General features: G+C 59.6%; 19 protein-coding genes and 1 tRNA gene. 10 read left to right on the top strand and 10 right to left on the bottom strand.

All coding sequences use genetic code 11. The features are described 5' to 3' along the window. The first annotated feature begins 134 nt into the window (after positions 1 to 134). The 7 genes from AC0L17_RS19430 (at position 135) to AC0L17_RS19460 (ending at position 4,223) form a co-directional block, all read left to right on the top strand. A complete protein-coding gene (locus AC0L17_RS19430) occupies positions 135 to 302 on the top strand; it encodes a hypothetical protein (protein ID WP_473517034.1) in 168 nt (55 codons plus the stop codon). A 695-nt stretch (positions 303 to 997) separates the two neighbouring features. After that, entirely contained in the window at positions 998 to 1,282 is a 285-nt protein-coding gene (locus tag AC0L17_RS19435; RefSeq protein ID WP_473517035.1) for a DUF982 domain-containing protein, read from the top strand. Positions 1,283 to 1,460: 178 nt separating this feature from the next. Continuing rightward, entirely contained in the window at positions 1,461 to 1,706 is a 246-nt protein-coding gene (locus tag AC0L17_RS19440) for a DUF982 domain-containing protein (protein ID WP_473517036.1), read from the top strand. 8 nt (positions 1,707 to 1,714) lie between these two features. Next, the gene (locus tag AC0L17_RS19445) at positions 1,715 to 1,963 is read left to right on the top strand and encodes a DUF982 domain-containing protein (RefSeq protein WP_473517037.1); all 249 of its coding nucleotides are present in this window, start codon (positions 1,715 to 1,717) and stop codon (positions 1,961 to 1,963) included. A gap of 224 nt (positions 1,964 to 2,187) precedes the next feature. Further along, positions 2,188 to 3,027, top strand: a complete 840-nt coding sequence (locus AC0L17_RS19450) for an ATP-dependent DNA ligase (protein WP_473517100.1) — start codon at positions 2,188 to 2,190, stop codon at positions 3,025 to 3,027. Positions 3,028 to 3,129: 102 nt separating this feature from the next. Continuing rightward, positions 3,130 to 3,867 (top strand): DUF3800 domain-containing protein, encoded by a 738-nt coding sequence (locus AC0L17_RS19455; RefSeq protein WP_473517038.1) that lies wholly within the window; start codon positions 3,130 to 3,132, stop codon positions 3,865 to 3,867. A gap of 62 nt (positions 3,868 to 3,929) precedes the next feature. Further along, entirely contained in the window at positions 3,930 to 4,223 is a 294-nt protein-coding gene (locus AC0L17_RS19460) for a hypothetical protein (protein WP_473517039.1), read from the top strand. A gap of 131 nt (positions 4,224 to 4,354) precedes the next feature. Here AC0L17_RS19460 and AC0L17_RS19465 read toward each other — a convergent pair whose 3' ends face one another. The 3 genes from AC0L17_RS19465 to AC0L17_RS19475 all read right to left on the bottom strand — a co-directional run bounded on the left by AC0L17_RS19465 (position 4,355) and on the right by AC0L17_RS19475 (position 5,634). Continuing rightward, entirely contained in the window at positions 4,355 to 4,645 is a 291-nt protein-coding gene (locus AC0L17_RS19465; protein WP_473517040.1) for a ribbon-helix-helix protein, CopG family, read from the bottom strand. Positions 4,646 to 4,750: 105 nt separating this feature from the next. Then, a complete protein-coding gene (locus AC0L17_RS19470; protein ID WP_473517041.1) occupies positions 4,751 to 5,365 on the bottom strand; it encodes a methyltransferase domain-containing protein in 615 nt (204 codons plus the stop codon). A gap of 104 nt (positions 5,366 to 5,469) precedes the next feature. Continuing rightward, positions 5,470 to 5,634, bottom strand: a complete 165-nt coding sequence (locus AC0L17_RS19475; protein ID WP_473517042.1) for a type II toxin-antitoxin system antitoxin — start codon at positions 5,632 to 5,634, stop codon at positions 5,470 to 5,472. Positions 5,635 to 5,725: 91 nt separating this feature from the next. On the opposite strand from AC0L17_RS19475, the gene AC0L17_RS19480 reads away from it, so the two are divergent. Both AC0L17_RS19480 and AC0L17_RS19485 read left to right on the top strand, forming a co-directional pair. Further along, the gene (locus tag AC0L17_RS19480; protein ID WP_473517043.1) at positions 5,726 to 6,214 is read left to right on the top strand and encodes a hypothetical protein; all 489 of its coding nucleotides are present in this window, start codon (positions 5,726 to 5,728) and stop codon (positions 6,212 to 6,214) included. Next, complete coding sequence (locus AC0L17_RS19485; RefSeq protein WP_473517044.1) at positions 6,211 to 6,414, top strand: hypothetical protein; 204 nt, start codon at positions 6,211 to 6,213, stop codon at positions 6,412 to 6,414. Before AC0L17_RS19480 ends, AC0L17_RS19485 begins: the two co-directional genes overlap by 4 nt. A 278-nt stretch (positions 6,415 to 6,692) precedes the next feature. Here AC0L17_RS19485 and AC0L17_RS19490 read toward each other — a convergent pair. Further along, positions 6,693 to 6,768 (bottom strand) — tRNA-Lys (locus AC0L17_RS19490). 263 nt (positions 6,769 to 7,031) lie between these two features. Between AC0L17_RS19490 and AC0L17_RS19495 the strand changes: the two genes are divergently transcribed. Then, positions 7,032 to 7,571, top strand: a complete 540-nt coding sequence (locus AC0L17_RS19495) for a BA14K family protein (RefSeq protein WP_473517045.1) — start codon at positions 7,032 to 7,034, stop codon at positions 7,569 to 7,571. 82 nt (positions 7,572 to 7,653) lie between these two features. Here the strand turns inward: AC0L17_RS19495 and glpK are convergent, their stop codons facing one another. The 6 genes from glpK to AC0L17_RS19525 form a co-directional block, all read right to left on the bottom strand. Continuing rightward, positions 7,654 to 9,147, bottom strand: coding sequence for a glycerol kinase GlpK (gene glpK / locus AC0L17_RS19500; RefSeq protein WP_473517046.1), 1,494 nt, complete (start codon positions 9,145 to 9,147; stop codon positions 7,654 to 7,656). A 102-nt stretch (positions 9,148 to 9,249) separates the two neighbouring features. Then, a complete protein-coding gene (locus AC0L17_RS19505) occupies positions 9,250 to 10,974 on the bottom strand; it encodes an ABC transporter substrate-binding protein (RefSeq protein ID WP_473517047.1) in 1,725 nt (574 codons plus the stop codon). 72 nt (positions 10,975 to 11,046) lie between these two features. Then, positions 11,047 to 11,328 (bottom strand): DUF2160 domain-containing protein, encoded by a 282-nt coding sequence (locus tag AC0L17_RS19510; RefSeq protein ID WP_128183044.1) that lies wholly within the window; start codon positions 11,326 to 11,328, stop codon positions 11,047 to 11,049. A gap of 2 nt (positions 11,329 to 11,330) precedes the next feature. After that, the gene (locus AC0L17_RS19515) at positions 11,331 to 12,209 is read right to left on the bottom strand and encodes a carbohydrate ABC transporter permease (RefSeq protein ID WP_473517101.1); all 879 of its coding nucleotides are present in this window, start codon (positions 12,207 to 12,209) and stop codon (positions 11,331 to 11,333) included. A 43-nt stretch (positions 12,210 to 12,252) separates the two neighbouring features. Beyond that, the gene (locus AC0L17_RS19520) at positions 12,253 to 13,119 is read right to left on the bottom strand and encodes a carbohydrate ABC transporter permease (RefSeq protein ID WP_473517048.1); all 867 of its coding nucleotides are present in this window, start codon (positions 13,117 to 13,119) and stop codon (positions 12,253 to 12,255) included. A 2-nt stretch (positions 13,120 to 13,121) separates the two neighbouring features. Then, positions 13,122 to 14,192 carry an ABC transporter ATP-binding protein gene (locus AC0L17_RS19525; RefSeq protein WP_473517049.1) on the bottom strand — a complete coding sequence of 357 codons (1,071 nt, stop codon included), beginning with the start codon at positions 14,190 to 14,192 and terminating at the stop codon, positions 13,122 to 13,124. Positions 14,193 to 14,194 lie beyond the last annotated feature (2 nt).

Below are 14,194 nucleotides of genomic sequence, written 5' to 3' on the forward strand. Positions count from 1 at the left end.
CCCGCTGCAGATCGGGCCGCACCCGATCGAGCCCGCGCTCTCCGCCAGAGGCGCGGGCTTTAGCTCGGTGATTTTTTTGTCGCGCGATTGGGAACAAGTGCGAGATAGGGAAGTTCGGCGTAAGGAGCTTTCCTATGGCTGACGAACAGGATAGCGCGCCGAACAACATTGATATCGTCGTTCGACGCTTGGTCAAAGAAACCGGCATCACCGAAGAACAGGCCCGAGAGCTTATCGTGTTCCTCGGGCTCCATTGGGCATCGCTGCTCCGGGAAGCTAAGGCCCTAGCTGCCAAGCGGTAGGCGGGTCTGTTCAGATTATAATCGCCGCTCGGTGAACGACTAAGGCGCCTCGCCCGCCGCGTCAAAACGCGCGTTGATCTTTCTTGTTGTCCGAGATGTCCTGAACCGTATTAGTTGTGCGGAATGTTTTTAGCCGGAGGGGGTGGTATGCCGATTTATCGAAAAGCTAAAGAAGCTGGCGTCTTCAGCGCATCCGAAGTAGCTACGCTGGGCCGTGTGTTCGACCGGCTCAAGAGGGAGGGCGACTCCGAACATTTACGTGAGGCTCTCGCGTCCCGGATCCTTGCAAATTATACGGCCGGTATCACTGACGAGGACGAGCTTGTCTCAGCGTCGAAACTGCCGTTGGGTCGTTAGACGCAACGCAAATAGGTCCTGCTTTCACCACCTTTTTTCGACCTTCGCTGGAACATAGCTTTAGTCCGGAAGTTCGGCACGTGCAGCTGTCTTTGTTCCCTCTCAAGATTGCTGCCGGTCGGGCGATGCTCCGATCAGCCCGCGCCCTCCCTCCGTGAGGCGCGGGCTTCCTCGTTCAGGGAATCGAAACGATGAAGGCCCTTCGGACGTCCAGCCGCTGGGACCGAGCAACGCAACCTCGGCAGGCGAATTAAGAGCAACCACTGCCCCGACGAACGTTCATGCAACCACCGCCATGTCTTCGCGTTTAGCCACTTCAATTCTGGAGAGCGACAAAGATGCCGGCGTTTATTCCGATTACAATCTACCTGAATAGCAGATCGATGCTGGTTGCGTCGATCCCTGATGCTGAGACGGCGCTTCAGCAACCATGGCCATTCATGGACAAGCCATCCCGACTTGAAGCAATTCGAATGATCGAGGAATGCCTGGCCGGACACTGCACCCAACAAGCCGCGTTCGATGCCTTCAAGGCGGCAGCAAGTGAACAGGGGCTTCTTAAGCGAAAGCCTCCAAGCGCAGGCCTCAGGCAATTCGACGGGGTTGCCGAAGACCTGCTGTGAGGTGATGCTGCCGCGCGACCTTAAACTGCTGACAAGCCTCCTAAACGGACTTGGTCAGCCGCACGGACCACCCGCCAAGGCGGGGCTTCCGATGCAGGCGAGTAGTCGCCGTCCAATCTACAGCGCCAGTTATCCTCGCCCTCTACCAAACATTTGAGCACCCCCAATTTACCCCTCAATGGAGGCTTCTCTGGTTCTCTCCCCTGTCTACGTGAAGGCGAACCGTCCGGGCATTCGCCACGGGGTCAGCCACGTCGAGGGAGCCGCCGAGGAACTCATGGCGTGGGACACAATGGGGCCGAGGTGGACGAAAGCGGTCCAATTATGCGTTGACGCATTGGAGGGCAGAGCGTCCCCCCAAGAGGTCCGTAAAGCCTTTGAGGCGGCGGCCAAGGAGGCGAGCGTATATCTCTCGCCTGAGTAGGAGATATCATGGCGTCCCTTTGGTTCGTCCCTCCGGTGTTCGTGAAGACTGAAACGGCAGGTGGCAGGCATGGCTGCAACAGTGCGAGGGCAGCCCTTGAGCAGCTCAAGACGTGGACCCGGAGAGGACCGCACTGGCACAAGGCGTGGACTCTCTGCCTGTCAGCACTGGAGGGCGATCCGATTGACCCTCACATGATCCGAAAGGCTTTCGTGGCTGCCGCTAAGGAGGCGGAGATGTATCTCTCGCCCGAGTAAGGGACGGCCCGACAGCCACTTGGGGGGCGACTATCGGGCCGCGGGGCCAGCGGGGGCGTTGGGGTCGCCGGCCACGCGAACTATATGCCGCTACATGCATCATTGCTAATTTAGTAAAATGGTCATGGTCCGTTCTCCTAGCCATCAAATCGGATGAGCCTAGGTTCGAATAAGTGCGTAAAATTGTAAGTACCGGCGTCGGCCGGCTTGAGTTCATTCGACCGATGATGCCCACCTTGGTAGCGAAGCCGCCCCAAGGCGATGACTGGATGCATGAAGCCAAATTCGACGGCTACCGCTCCCAAATCATCATCGACGCCGGCGGTGTGCGGATCTTCACCCGCCGCGGCCTAGACTGGACATCCAAATACCGCGATCTGGTCGAGGCAGCTAAAGGTCTCAGCGTACAGAACGCCATCATCGACGGCGAAGTCGTCGTCCTGAATGAGGCTGGCCTGTCGGACTTTGCCGCGCTGCGCAAGGCAATCACCAAGCGCCAGCACGACCTCTATTTTGTCGCGTTCGATCTGCTGCATCTCAATGGCCACGACTTGCGCGACATGGCGCTTGAGGATCGGCGGGAAATCCTGGCCGGCCTTATTGGGTCTGACAGCCGCATCCAGTTCAGTGAGACAATGCCAGGCGAGGCTGATGCGATCTATCATCTGATCGACGCGGCCGGCCTGGAGGGGATGGTATCGAAGCGTCGAGACAGCAAATATCGAAGCGGCCCGACCACCAATTGGCTGAAGACAAAATCCTTCACCGAAAGCGAGTTTGAACTTCTCGGAGTTGAACGCGAGAGGGGCAAGCCGGCGTTTGCTCTGATGGCTGAGCCTGGAACCCGGAAATATGTCGGCAGTGCGTTCGTGAGCGTCAACCGCGAGATGCGCGAACGGCTTTGGCAGCGGGTCCAGGAACATGCCGGGCCACCGCCCAAGGATATGCCAAAGCGGCCGGCAACGCAGTGGGTCAAGCCGGGCATCAAGGCCCGCGTGAAGCATCTAAGGGGCGAGGAAGACCTTCGGCACGCATCACTGCAGGATTTTTGGGATGAGAGTTAGAGATCAGTGGCAAGGGATCAGCATCCAGGATTTATATTCAGTACGTTATATAGCTTTGCGTCCGGGCTGCCTCACCGCGCGCGGCGCGCGCGGGATTTGTTCATGCTGCAATGCTTTGTTGACGAGAGCGGGAACGGCCAAGGGCCAGTTATGGTGATGGCCGGGCTGATCTCGGACGTTCAATCATGGGCCGACTTTTCCGACGAGTGGCAAGAGTGCCTAGATATGAAGCCGCGCTTAAAGGCTTTTCATATGACTGAAATGGCCGAAAGCTGGGGCGACGAAACTAAGGCCCGCGTGGCCCGCTTCCGAAAAATCCTAACGAAACACGTCAAGGGATCGATCATCCTCTCAATGCCGTTGGATGCCTACCGGCATATTTTTGGTCAGGAAGGGCCGTGGCGAAACCCCTATCTGTTTCTGTTTTTTGTGCTGATCCGCAACTACAAAAACAACTGCAAGCAAATCGGGCTTGCCCGTGAAGCCGAGTTTATTTTCGACACGCAGCTTGGGGCAATGTCACGCATCACGGAGGCGTGGGAATATTTCGCCAGTCAAGCGCCGCGAATGCTGGACTACGTTGGTGGCCCGCCGTCGTTTCAAGATGACGAAAAGGTCTTGCCCCTTCAGGCGGCGGATCTCCTGGCGTGGTGGGTGCGGAGGCAAATAGCCGACGATATGGCAGGCATCCCGCGCCTTGAATTCCCTTGGGAGGGAAAGGACCAGATCCCATGTCTGCGAGTGCGATATGATGGCGAACTGCTAAGGGATGCGTTCGATGAAATAATAGAGGGTCGCCCGAACAAAAAACTGCTTTTCCACCTTGGGCTTTGGCCGTGACGGCAGAAATATTAGGATTATAATCCTCCGGTTGCGGCGAGCCCCTTCAACGGAGAATCGCCATGCCTCGAAAGACCCTCGCCGACACCTTGGCCGCCCGCGAAACCATCTATGTCAATTGCGGACACCCGATGTGCTGCAAATCGACGAAGCTCGACATCCAGGCGCTGATTGACAGGTTTGGCCGTGACCACGGATCGATGCATGACGACCTGGTCGGGCTCTTTGTCTGCTCAAATTGCAAGGCTGCCGGCCGCGACCGCCGGCCGGTGTTCTTCACATGCGTTCCTGACTACGAAGGCCAGCAGCGGGCACGCAATTGCGATTGGAAGCCAACTTTCGAACGAAGGGGCTGAGGGTGGCCGGCGCCGCTTGGGGGGCGTTGGGGTAAGGACGCTTGACGGCGCCGGCCTGACGGATTGGGGTCCGCCGCCGTTGGATAGTACCGATCTTGGCAAATCAAGTAATTGCGTTATCGCGGAAGTCCCTAGGCGCTGCCGCCGGTTTCGCTTTCCTCGTCGATCGTTCGAACTGGCAAATAGGCGTTGGCTTCCAGCCATTCGCGCAGCACGATCTGAATGAGATCGGATCTGCTGATTTTCATTTCGGCCGCTATTGAATCTAGTGTGTCCGCGGTCGCCGGCTCCAGCGGCACGCCGGAGACGTTCCTGAGCATCAATGCAGCCCGCCGCAAGATGATCTGTAGATCCGCGCGTGACATATCGGCGATGCGATCGGCAGCGCCTTCGAGCTCTTCTGCAACAGATAGTCGGGTCATTCAGGAGTCCGCATTTTCAGTGGGCAGCGCAGTCGGTCAAAATCGATCGATGCGCACTGTCAACGTGTACGCGCGCTACGCCCGCGTCAGGTTCTGGCGCACCGCCTAACCCGTCGCGACCGCATCCCTCCGAATGACCTTGCCGATGATCGGTATTCGGTAGCGAGACTGCACTTCGATGCGATAGACCACACCGGGGGTTGCGGCGGCGTCGAAAATGGCCTTCCACCAGCCGATTGGCTTTTGGGTGCAATGGGCATTCTCGCCATTTGCCAGGTTCTTCAGCGCCGGATAATTGGCGATGTTGGCGTAGACGAAGCGTCTCGCATGCGAAAACATTTCAGCAACGATCCACGGAACATCCGATTCCGGAATGTGCTCCATAACGTCGGTGGAAATCACGCCGTCGAACTGGCGGTCTGGAATGGCTGAATATTCGGCAACACCAGGATCATAGCAGGCGATCTCATCGACGCCCCAATACGACTGGATCAATCCACCGGGGATGCTGGGCTCTTGCTGTTTGTAAAGCTGGCCCTTGCCAGAACCGTAGTCCAGAACGCTCTTTGAGCCGGTTTCGTCAATAAGCTTTTTGATCGTGGCGACGTGCGGCCGCAGGCTGTGGCCAAGGTACCGGTCCTGCCTTGCAACGTGGTAATCCCGGTAAAGACCGGCAAGTTCGTAGTATCTCGGGCTTGGTGCTTCCCTGCTGTAACTCATTTGCGATCCCCACCGCTGTCGTTTCAAGCGTGGTCAAATACCACGCTCTTATTACTCCCACAACTCAAGGATGCAGCGCAAGCTTCGCCCCCGCAAGGGGCGCGCTACTCAGCCGCGCCCTTCGGCAGGTAGCCCTTGTCCCGCAGATACATGGTCAGGATTTTCTCGACCATCGATGACACAGACCGCATGTCATCCTTCGCCGCTTCCTCCAGAGCATTTTTCAATCCCTGTTCGATGCGGAACGAAATCGGAGCCGTCCTGACCATGGTGTGCGATCCTCATACAATGTAGTTGACGATTGACGACATTGTATGAGATTGTGAGAGGGTAAGCAACTAAACCACGGGAGAAAACCAAATGCCGAACACACCTGTTCGGGCAGCCGCCGAAGGCGTGCCCGCAATCAACCGCCGCACCATTCTCACCGGGTTCGGCGCCGCGACGACCGCCGCGGCAGTAACCCTAGGTAAAGCCGAATCAACTGGACTGACAGGAGCGCACTTCGAAAGCGCGGACGCCGACAAGCCTGAAATGACCGATACCGAATTTGCTACTGTGCAGTTCGAAGAATGGACGCATAAGGAGGGCGAGTGGACGCCGCCTTCCAACATTGATTGGTGTAACCCGACATTGGTCACGATTCGGCTTGCCTGGCTGACTATGTTCAAGCCCAAGGCGGAACTTGTAGCCTGGTTCGCAGCAGATCCAGAAACCGCGATGGAAGTGACCGAAAGGATCATTCAGGCCAAGGCCGACCTAGAGCTTATAAGCACTATTCTTGACGGAGCCACGGGTAGGCTCTTCGTCGCGGGCACTGCCGCTTCATCAGCAGAGGCCGTGTCATGAAAGACAACGTTGCCCACTACCTGGAGAAAGCCGAGCGCCTGGAACTACTCATCCCGACGTTCGATCCGGCGAATGGTGATATGATCCTGGTGTATCGGATCGAGGACGGCAAGGGCGGACGCTCATTCCGCGTTTCGCCCGAGTTGGCCGCCGAGTTCCGTTCCTTTGTTTTCCAGGCGATCCGCGAGAAGGCGAACTGATCAAGTCGCAAAGTTTGCGACATGGCCCGCTGCCTCACGGTGGCGGGCTTATCGCCGTTTGGCCTTCGCCAGTTGCAGCCGCAGCCATTGCCAGCCCCAGTTCACCAGCGATCTGATCAGACGCATAAAGCCCCCATGTCGCGTTCATGTCAGCCGAGTGTGACAGGAACGATTCATTCTGTCCCCTGCCCTTTTTGTGGACACAGTGCGGACACGAATTTGCGGACACAGAATTATGCCGCCTGACCTTCCACAACCGTTTGATTTTGCTTGATTTTTGGTGAGCGCGCAGGGATTCGAACCCTGGACCTACTGATTAAAAGTCAGTTGCTCTACCGGCTGAGCTACGCGCTCCCGCGGGCTCAGGATGCCGCCCTCGAAATTGCGCGGAACATAGGGAGAGTGTCACGAACGGTCAACCGGAAAAAGAGGCCTCGCGAGCCGGACTTTTCGCGGTCTCATGACGCCTCGCAAACCGTCTCGACAAGATCGGAGTGGCTGTCTCGCACAAATGCCGAGATCTATTACAAATCAGCAGCTTGCTATTTTTCGCGGAACAATTGCGCAACATCCCCGTTTTTATCGCTACAAGGGACGACGTGTTCAAGGAGAAGACCATGAACAGGATCATGTCGGGCTTGCTGGCGACCGTGCTGTCAGCGTCATTCGCTGTAGCGCAGATCGTGCCCGTCAACGCTCAGCCCATCTACGTGCCGCTGGGTCAGAACGTCTCGTCGGATGTCCAGACCGTTGAGCACAGACGGTGGAGGCGTGGTTTCAACCGCGATTTCTCCCGCCGCGAATTCCGCCGTGAGTTCCGTCGCGATTTTTCCCGTCGCGATTTTTCCCGCCGCGATTTTTCCCGCCGCGATTTTCGTCGTTTCGCCGGTGACGATTTCAGGTACTATCGCGGCTATCGCGGCTATCGCTATTATCGTCCTGGCTATCGTCGCTACAACGACTACTGGTTCCCGCTGGCGGCCTTCGCTACCGGCGCGTTGATCACCGGCGCGATCATCAACAACCAGAGCCGCCGCATCTATCGCGGCGATGCCCACGTGGAGTGGTGCTACAGCCGCTACAGATCTTACCGGGCCTACGACAACACGTTTAAGCCTTACTACGGCCCCCGCCGGCAGTGCATCTCGCCCTATTGATAAGCCAGGGGCAGAGTTGAATAAAGCTTGTTGAAGAGCCTGCGCCGGCAACGGCGCAGGCTTTTCTTTTCGGAGCGCGAATCTACAGCGTGCTCAGTGTCCGTCGCACAGCATGGCGCCAACCCGCCAGCTTTGCGGAACGAACCGATGCATCCATGTCCGGTCGAAACCGTCGCTCCAGCGCCCAGCTCCTGGCGAATTCCCTTGTCTTCGGCCAGACGCCGGCCTTGGAGCCGGCCAGCCATGCCGCGCCGAGCGCCGTCGTCTCCAGGATGGTCGGGCGGTCGACCGGTGCATCGAGGATGTCGGCAAGCCGCTGCATCGTCCAGTCCGACGCCACCATGCCGCCATCGACCCTGAGAACGGTCTTCGCTGACGCGCTCTTCCAGTCCCTGCGCATCGCGTCGAGCAGGTCGCGCGTCTGGAACGCGACGGACTCGAGTGCGGCACGGGCAAATTCCGCCGGGCCCGAATTGCGGGTCAGCCCGAAGATGGCGCCGCGCGCCTCGGCGTCCCAGTGCGGCGCGCCAAGCCCAACGAAAGCCGGCACCAGGTAGACTTGTTGGGTCGGGTCGGCGCTCTCCGCCAGCACGCCGCTCTGCTCGGCCTTGCCGATCACCTTGATGCCGTCGCGCAGCCATTGCACGGCAGCACCGGCGATGAAGATCGACCCTTCCAGCGCATAGGTGGTCTTGCCGTTCAGCCTGTAGGCAATGGTCGTCAGCAGACGGTTCTTCGAGCGCACCAGATCGCTGCCGGTGTTGAGCAGCGCGAAGCAGCCGGTGCCATAGGTCGATTTCATCATGCCCGGCTCGAAACAGGCCTGGCCGATGGTCGCCGCGTGCTGGTCGCCGGCTACACCGAGGATCCTTATCTCTGCGCCGAACAGGCTTTTCTCCGTGATTCCATAGTCGTCGGCGCAATCCTTCACCTGCGGCAGCATCTTTCCCGGTATACCGAGAATGGCCAGGAGCTCGTCGTCCCAGGCATTCATTTCGATGTTGTAGACCAGCGTGCGCGAGGCGTTGGTGGCATCGGTGGCGTGAACCTTGCCGCCGGTCAGCCGCCAGATCAGAAAGCTGTCGACGGTGCCGGCCAGCAATTCGCCGTTCTCGGCGCGTTTTCTGGCGCCCTTCACCTTGTCCAGCATCCAGGCGATCTTGGTGCCGGAGAAATAGGGATCGAGCAGCAGGCCGGTCTTTCTGGTGAACTTCTTCTCCAGCCCCTGCTTCTTCAATTTCTGGCACAGCGGCGCGGTGCGGCGGTCCTGCCAGACGATCGCGTTGTGGATTGGCCTGCCGGTCGCCCTGTCCCAGATGACGACGGTCTCGCGCTGGTTGGTGATGCCGATGGCCGCGACATCCGATGCATCGCGGCCGGCGCTCTTCAGCGCAGCCTTCGCCGTCGCAACGACACTCGACCAGATTTCCTCCGGATCATGCTCTACCCAGCCGGAGGCCGGATAATGCTGGGTAAATTCCTTCTGCCCGCTGCCTACGACCTTCATGTCACCGTCGAACAGGATCGCCCGGCTCGATGTCGTTCCCTGGTCGATTGCTAGGATAAAGCCAGTCATTCTCACTCCCTCGGCACCACTCCCTCGGCGCAAACAGGGGAGACGGCAATTTGCCGCCTCCCCCGATTGTTGCGATGCGGGCGCGAACGCCCGGACCGATGCTCAGTTGCTCCAGCTCTTGACCAGCTCGTCGTAGTTGATGGTCTGCGGCTTGTCCTTCTCCGGCTCGATCTTCAGCTGCGGCGCGAGATTGCCCTTGGCGACGGCATCGGCGTTCCATTCCTCCAGGGTCTTTTCCTCGGCGAGTTTCGGTCCGATGTCGCCCTGCACGCCGGCGCGCTCGAGGCGCTCAAGCACCTCTTCCTGCTCGGCACAGAGCGAGTCCATCGCCTCCTGCGGAGTTTTGGCACCCGACGAGGCATCGCCGATCGCCTGCCACCAAAGCTGTGCCAGCTTCGGATAGTCAGGGACGTTCGTACCCGTCGGCGACCACTGGACGCGGGCCGGCGAGCGGTAGAACTCGATCAGGCCGCCGAGCTTCGGGGCGCGGTCCGTGAAGCTCTTGTGCTGGATCGTGCTCTCGCGGATCAGCGTCAGGCCGACATGGGCTTTCTTAACGTCGACTGTCTTCGAGGTGACGAACTGCGCGTAAAGCCAAGCTGCCTTGGCGCGGTCGTCAGGCGTCGACTTGAGCAGCGTCCAGGAACCCACGTCCTGGTAGCCGAGCTTCATGCCGTCCTTCCAGTACACGCCATGCGGCGACGGAGCGAAGCGCCATTTCGGCGTACCGTCCTCGTTCACGACGGGAAGGCCGTCCTCCACCATGTTGGCGGTGAAGGCCGTGTACATGAACATCTGCTGGGCAATTTCGCCCTGCGCCGGAACTGGTCCTGATTCCGAGAAGGTCATGCCCTGGGCAGCGGCCGGAGCGTAAGCCTTCATCCAGTCGAGATACTTCTGGATGGCATAGACCGACGCCGGACCGTTGGTGTCACCGCCGCGAGCCACGCAGGAACCGACGGGCCGCGACTTCTCGTCGACCTTGATGCCCCATTCGTCAACCGGAAGACCATTCGGCAGCCCCTTGTCACCATTGCCGGCCATCGAAAGCCAGGCATCGGTGAAGCGCCAGCCGAGCGACGGGTCCTTCTTGCCGTAGTCCATATGGCCGTAGACCTTCTTGCCATCGATCTCGCGGCCGGTGAAGAATTCGGCGATGTCCTCATAGGCCGACCAGTTGACGGGAACGCCGAGGTCGTAGCCGTACTTCGCCTTGAAGTCCGCCTTGTTCTTCTCGTCGTTGAACCAGTCGTAGCGGAACCAGTAGAGGTTGGCGAACTGCTGGTCGGGCAGCTGGTAAAGGTCGCCGTCTGGAGCCGTCGTGAACTTGGTGCCGATGAAGTCAGCGAGGTCGAGGTTCGGGTTGGTGACGTCCTTGCCCTCGTTGGCCATCCAGTCGGTCAGGCTGCGTGCCTGCTGGTAGCGCCAATGGGTGCCGATCAGGTCGGAGTCGTTGACATAGGCGTCGTAGATGTTTTCGCCCGACTGCATCTGCGTCTGCAGCTTCTCGACGACATCGCCTTCGCCGATCAGATCATGGGTGATCTTGATGCCGGTGATGTCGGTGAACGCCTTGGCCAGCGTCGCCGATTCATAAGAGTGCGTCGCGATGGTTTCCGAGACGACCTTGATGTCCATGCCGGCGAAAGGTTTCGCGGCATCGATGAACCATTGCATCTCTGCTTCCTGGGCAGCACGATCGAGCGTCGACATGTCCTTGATCTCGGCGTCGAGAAACGCCTTGGCTTCGTCCATTCCAGCATAGGCCTGGCCGGCTCCTAGGAGCAGGACCAGAGCAGTCGTTGACGTCAGAAATTGCCTTCGCATGTGTTTCCTCCACTGTTCAGTTCCAAGTGCTATCTGGAGCAGCCCCCTGGCATGCTCCAACAGTTTCCCCCTCTATACGTAGCGGAACACGCCGATGGCGTAGACCACGGAGAGAGCGAGAGCCCACCACAGGTTGGGTCCGACAAGACCCAACCAAGCGAGATGGATAAAGGCGCTGCCAAGCAGCGATAGGAAGAGACGGTCGCCGCGCGTCGTCTCGAAGCGTAAGACGCCGATGCGCGGATTGCCGCCCGGCGAGGCGTATTCCCAGACAGCCATGCCGCAGAGCAGCAGGAAGATGGTGCCGAAGAAGGCGGCGGTCGGCCAGGTCCAGGCCATCCAGGTGAAGCTCATGATCATACCCTCCCCAGGGCAAAGCCCTTGGCGATATAATTTCGCACGAACCAGATAACGAGCGCGCCCGGAAGGATGGTGAGCACGCCGGCTGCAGCCAGCACGCCCCAGTCGAGGCCCGAGGCCGAGACCGTGCGCGTCATGATGGCGGCGATCGGTTTTGCCGCGGTCGTGGTCAGCGTCCGCGCGATCAGCAGTTCCACCCACGAGAACATGAAGCAGAAGAAGGCCGCCACGCCAACGCCGCTCGCGATCAGCGGCATGAATATCCTGAGGAAGAAGCGCGGGAAGGAATAGCCGTCGATATAGGCAGTCTCGTCGATTTCCTTCGGCACGCCCGACATGAAGCCTTCAAGTATCCAGACCGCCAGCGGCACGTTGAACAGGCAGTGCGCCAGCGCCACCGCGATGTGCGTGTCGATCAGGCCGAAAGCCGAATAGAGCTGGAAGAACGGCAGCGCGAACACCGCCGGCGGCGCCATGCGGTTGGTCAGCAGCCAGAAGAACAGATGCTTGTCACCGAGGAAGCGGTAGCGCGAGAAGGCATAGGCTGCCGGTAGCGCCACGGCGACGGAAATCACCGTGTTCATAACCACATAGATGATCGAGTTGATGTAGCCCCTGTACCACGACGGATCATTGAAAATGACCGCGTAATTGGCAAGCGTCGGGTTTCTCGGCCAAAGCGAGAAGGCGCCGAGGATCTCCTGGTTGGTCTTGAAGCTCATATTGACCAGCCAGTAGATCGGCAGCATCAGGAAGATGATGTAGATCGTCGGCACCAGCCACCAGAACCGTGACTCCTCGCCGCGCCGCCGCATTTTGCGGGCCAGCGCGGCGTTCGCCGTCTGCGCTTCCGCTGTAGCGGGAGTCTGCCGCATCAGCGTTCGTTCGTTGGTCGTAGTTTCCTCGAGGCGTGCCATCTCACCGCTCCGCATCGTAGGCTGTCATGACGGTGTAGAACACCCAGGACAGAAGCATGACAATCAGGAAATAGATGATCGACATGGCCGCCGCCTCACCGAGGTTGAACTCGCCTATGGCCAGCTTCACCAGATCGATCGACAGGAAAGTGGTGGTGTTGCCGGGCCCGCCGCCGGTCACGACGAACGGTTCCGTGTAGATCATGAAACTGTCCATGAAGCGCAGCAGAACCGCGATCAGCAGCACGCGGTTCATCTTCGGCAGCTGGATGTAGCGGAAGATCGCCCAGCGCGACGCCCCGTCGATCTTGGCCGCCTGGTAATAGGCGTCGGGGATCGAGACCAATCCTGCGTAGCAGAGCAGGACGACGAGGCTCGTCCAGTGCCAGACGTCCATGACAATGACGGTGATCCAGGCGTCGAACGGGTCGTTGACATAGTTGTAGTCGAAGCCGAGCGCGCGCAGCGTATATCCGAGCAGGCCGATGTCGACGCGGCCGAACACCTGCCAGATCGTGCCGACGACGTTCCACGGGATGAGCAGCGGCAGCGCCATCAGCACCAGGCAGACCGGAACGCCCCAGCCCTTCTTCGGCATGTTGAGCGCAATGAAGATGCCGAGCGGAATCTCGATGACCAGGATGATGGCCGAGAAGATCAGGTTGCGGCCCATCGCTTCCCAAAACCGGTCGGAATGCAGGATTTCCTCGAACCATTCCGAGCCCGCCCAGAAGAAGACGTTGTTGCCGAAAGTGTCCTGCACCGAATAATTCACGACCGTCATCAGCGGGATGATCGCCGAGAAAGCCACCAGCAACAGCACCGGCAGCACCATGAACCAAGCCTTGTTGTTCCAGGTCCTTCCCATGCTCAGCCTCCCATCTCGACGCGCCAGGAATTGGCATAGATGTTGATGCCGGCCGGGTCGAAAGCGATCTTCGGATCGGCGGGAATGTCCTCGTCCTCGCCGATGATCGCCGCGATGTCGCGGCCTTCGAAACTGGCGCGCACCACCTTGTGGCGGCCGATATCCTCGACCTTGCGGATTGAAACCGGCATGCCGCTGGCGCCAAGCCTGACATATTCGGGGCGGATGCCGAGTTCGATCGCACCGGTGATCCCGGCCTTGGGCGCGCCCGGCAATTCGATCGTCTGGCTGCCGAGCCGCGCGCTCCTGCCTTCGACCGCGACCGGCATGACGTTCATGCCCGGCGAGCCGATGAAATAGCCGACGAATGTATGCTTGGGGCGCTCGAACAGTTCGGCTGGCGAGCCGATCTGAACGATCTCGCCCTCATACATGACGACGACGTTCTCGGCGAAGGTGAGCGCCTCGGTCTGGTCGTGCGTGACATAGACCATGGTGAAACCGAAGCGCCTGTGCAACTGCTTCAACTGCGAGCGCAGCACCCACTTCATATGCGGGTCGATGACGGTCAGCGGCTCGTCGAACAGGATCGCGTTGACATCGGAGCGCACCAGCCCGCGTCCGAGCGAGATCTTCTGCTTCTGGTCGGCGGTCAGCCCCCTCGCCTTTCGCTTGGCCATGTCGGCCAGACCGGTCATGTCAAGGGTTTCACGCACCTTGCGGTCGACGTCGGGTTCCGCAACGCCGCGGTTGCGCAGCGGGAAGGCCAGATTGTCGTAGACGGTCATGGTGTCGTAGATGACCGGGAACTGGAACACCTGAGCTATGTTGCGCTCCTGCGTCGACAGATTGGTGACGTCCTTGCCGTCGAACAGAAGCTCGCCGTGCGACGGATACAACAGGCCGGAAATGATGTTGAGCAGCGTGGTCTTGCCGCAGCCCGACGGCCCCAGCAGCGCATAGGCGCCGCCGTCCTCGAAGGCGTGATGCACCTCCTTCAGCGCATAGTCCTTGTCCGACTTCGGATGCGGTCCGTAGGCGTGGCGGATGTGATTGCAGTCGATGCGCGCCATGT

Source organism: Mesorhizobium sp. WSM4829, assembly GCF_055811475.1.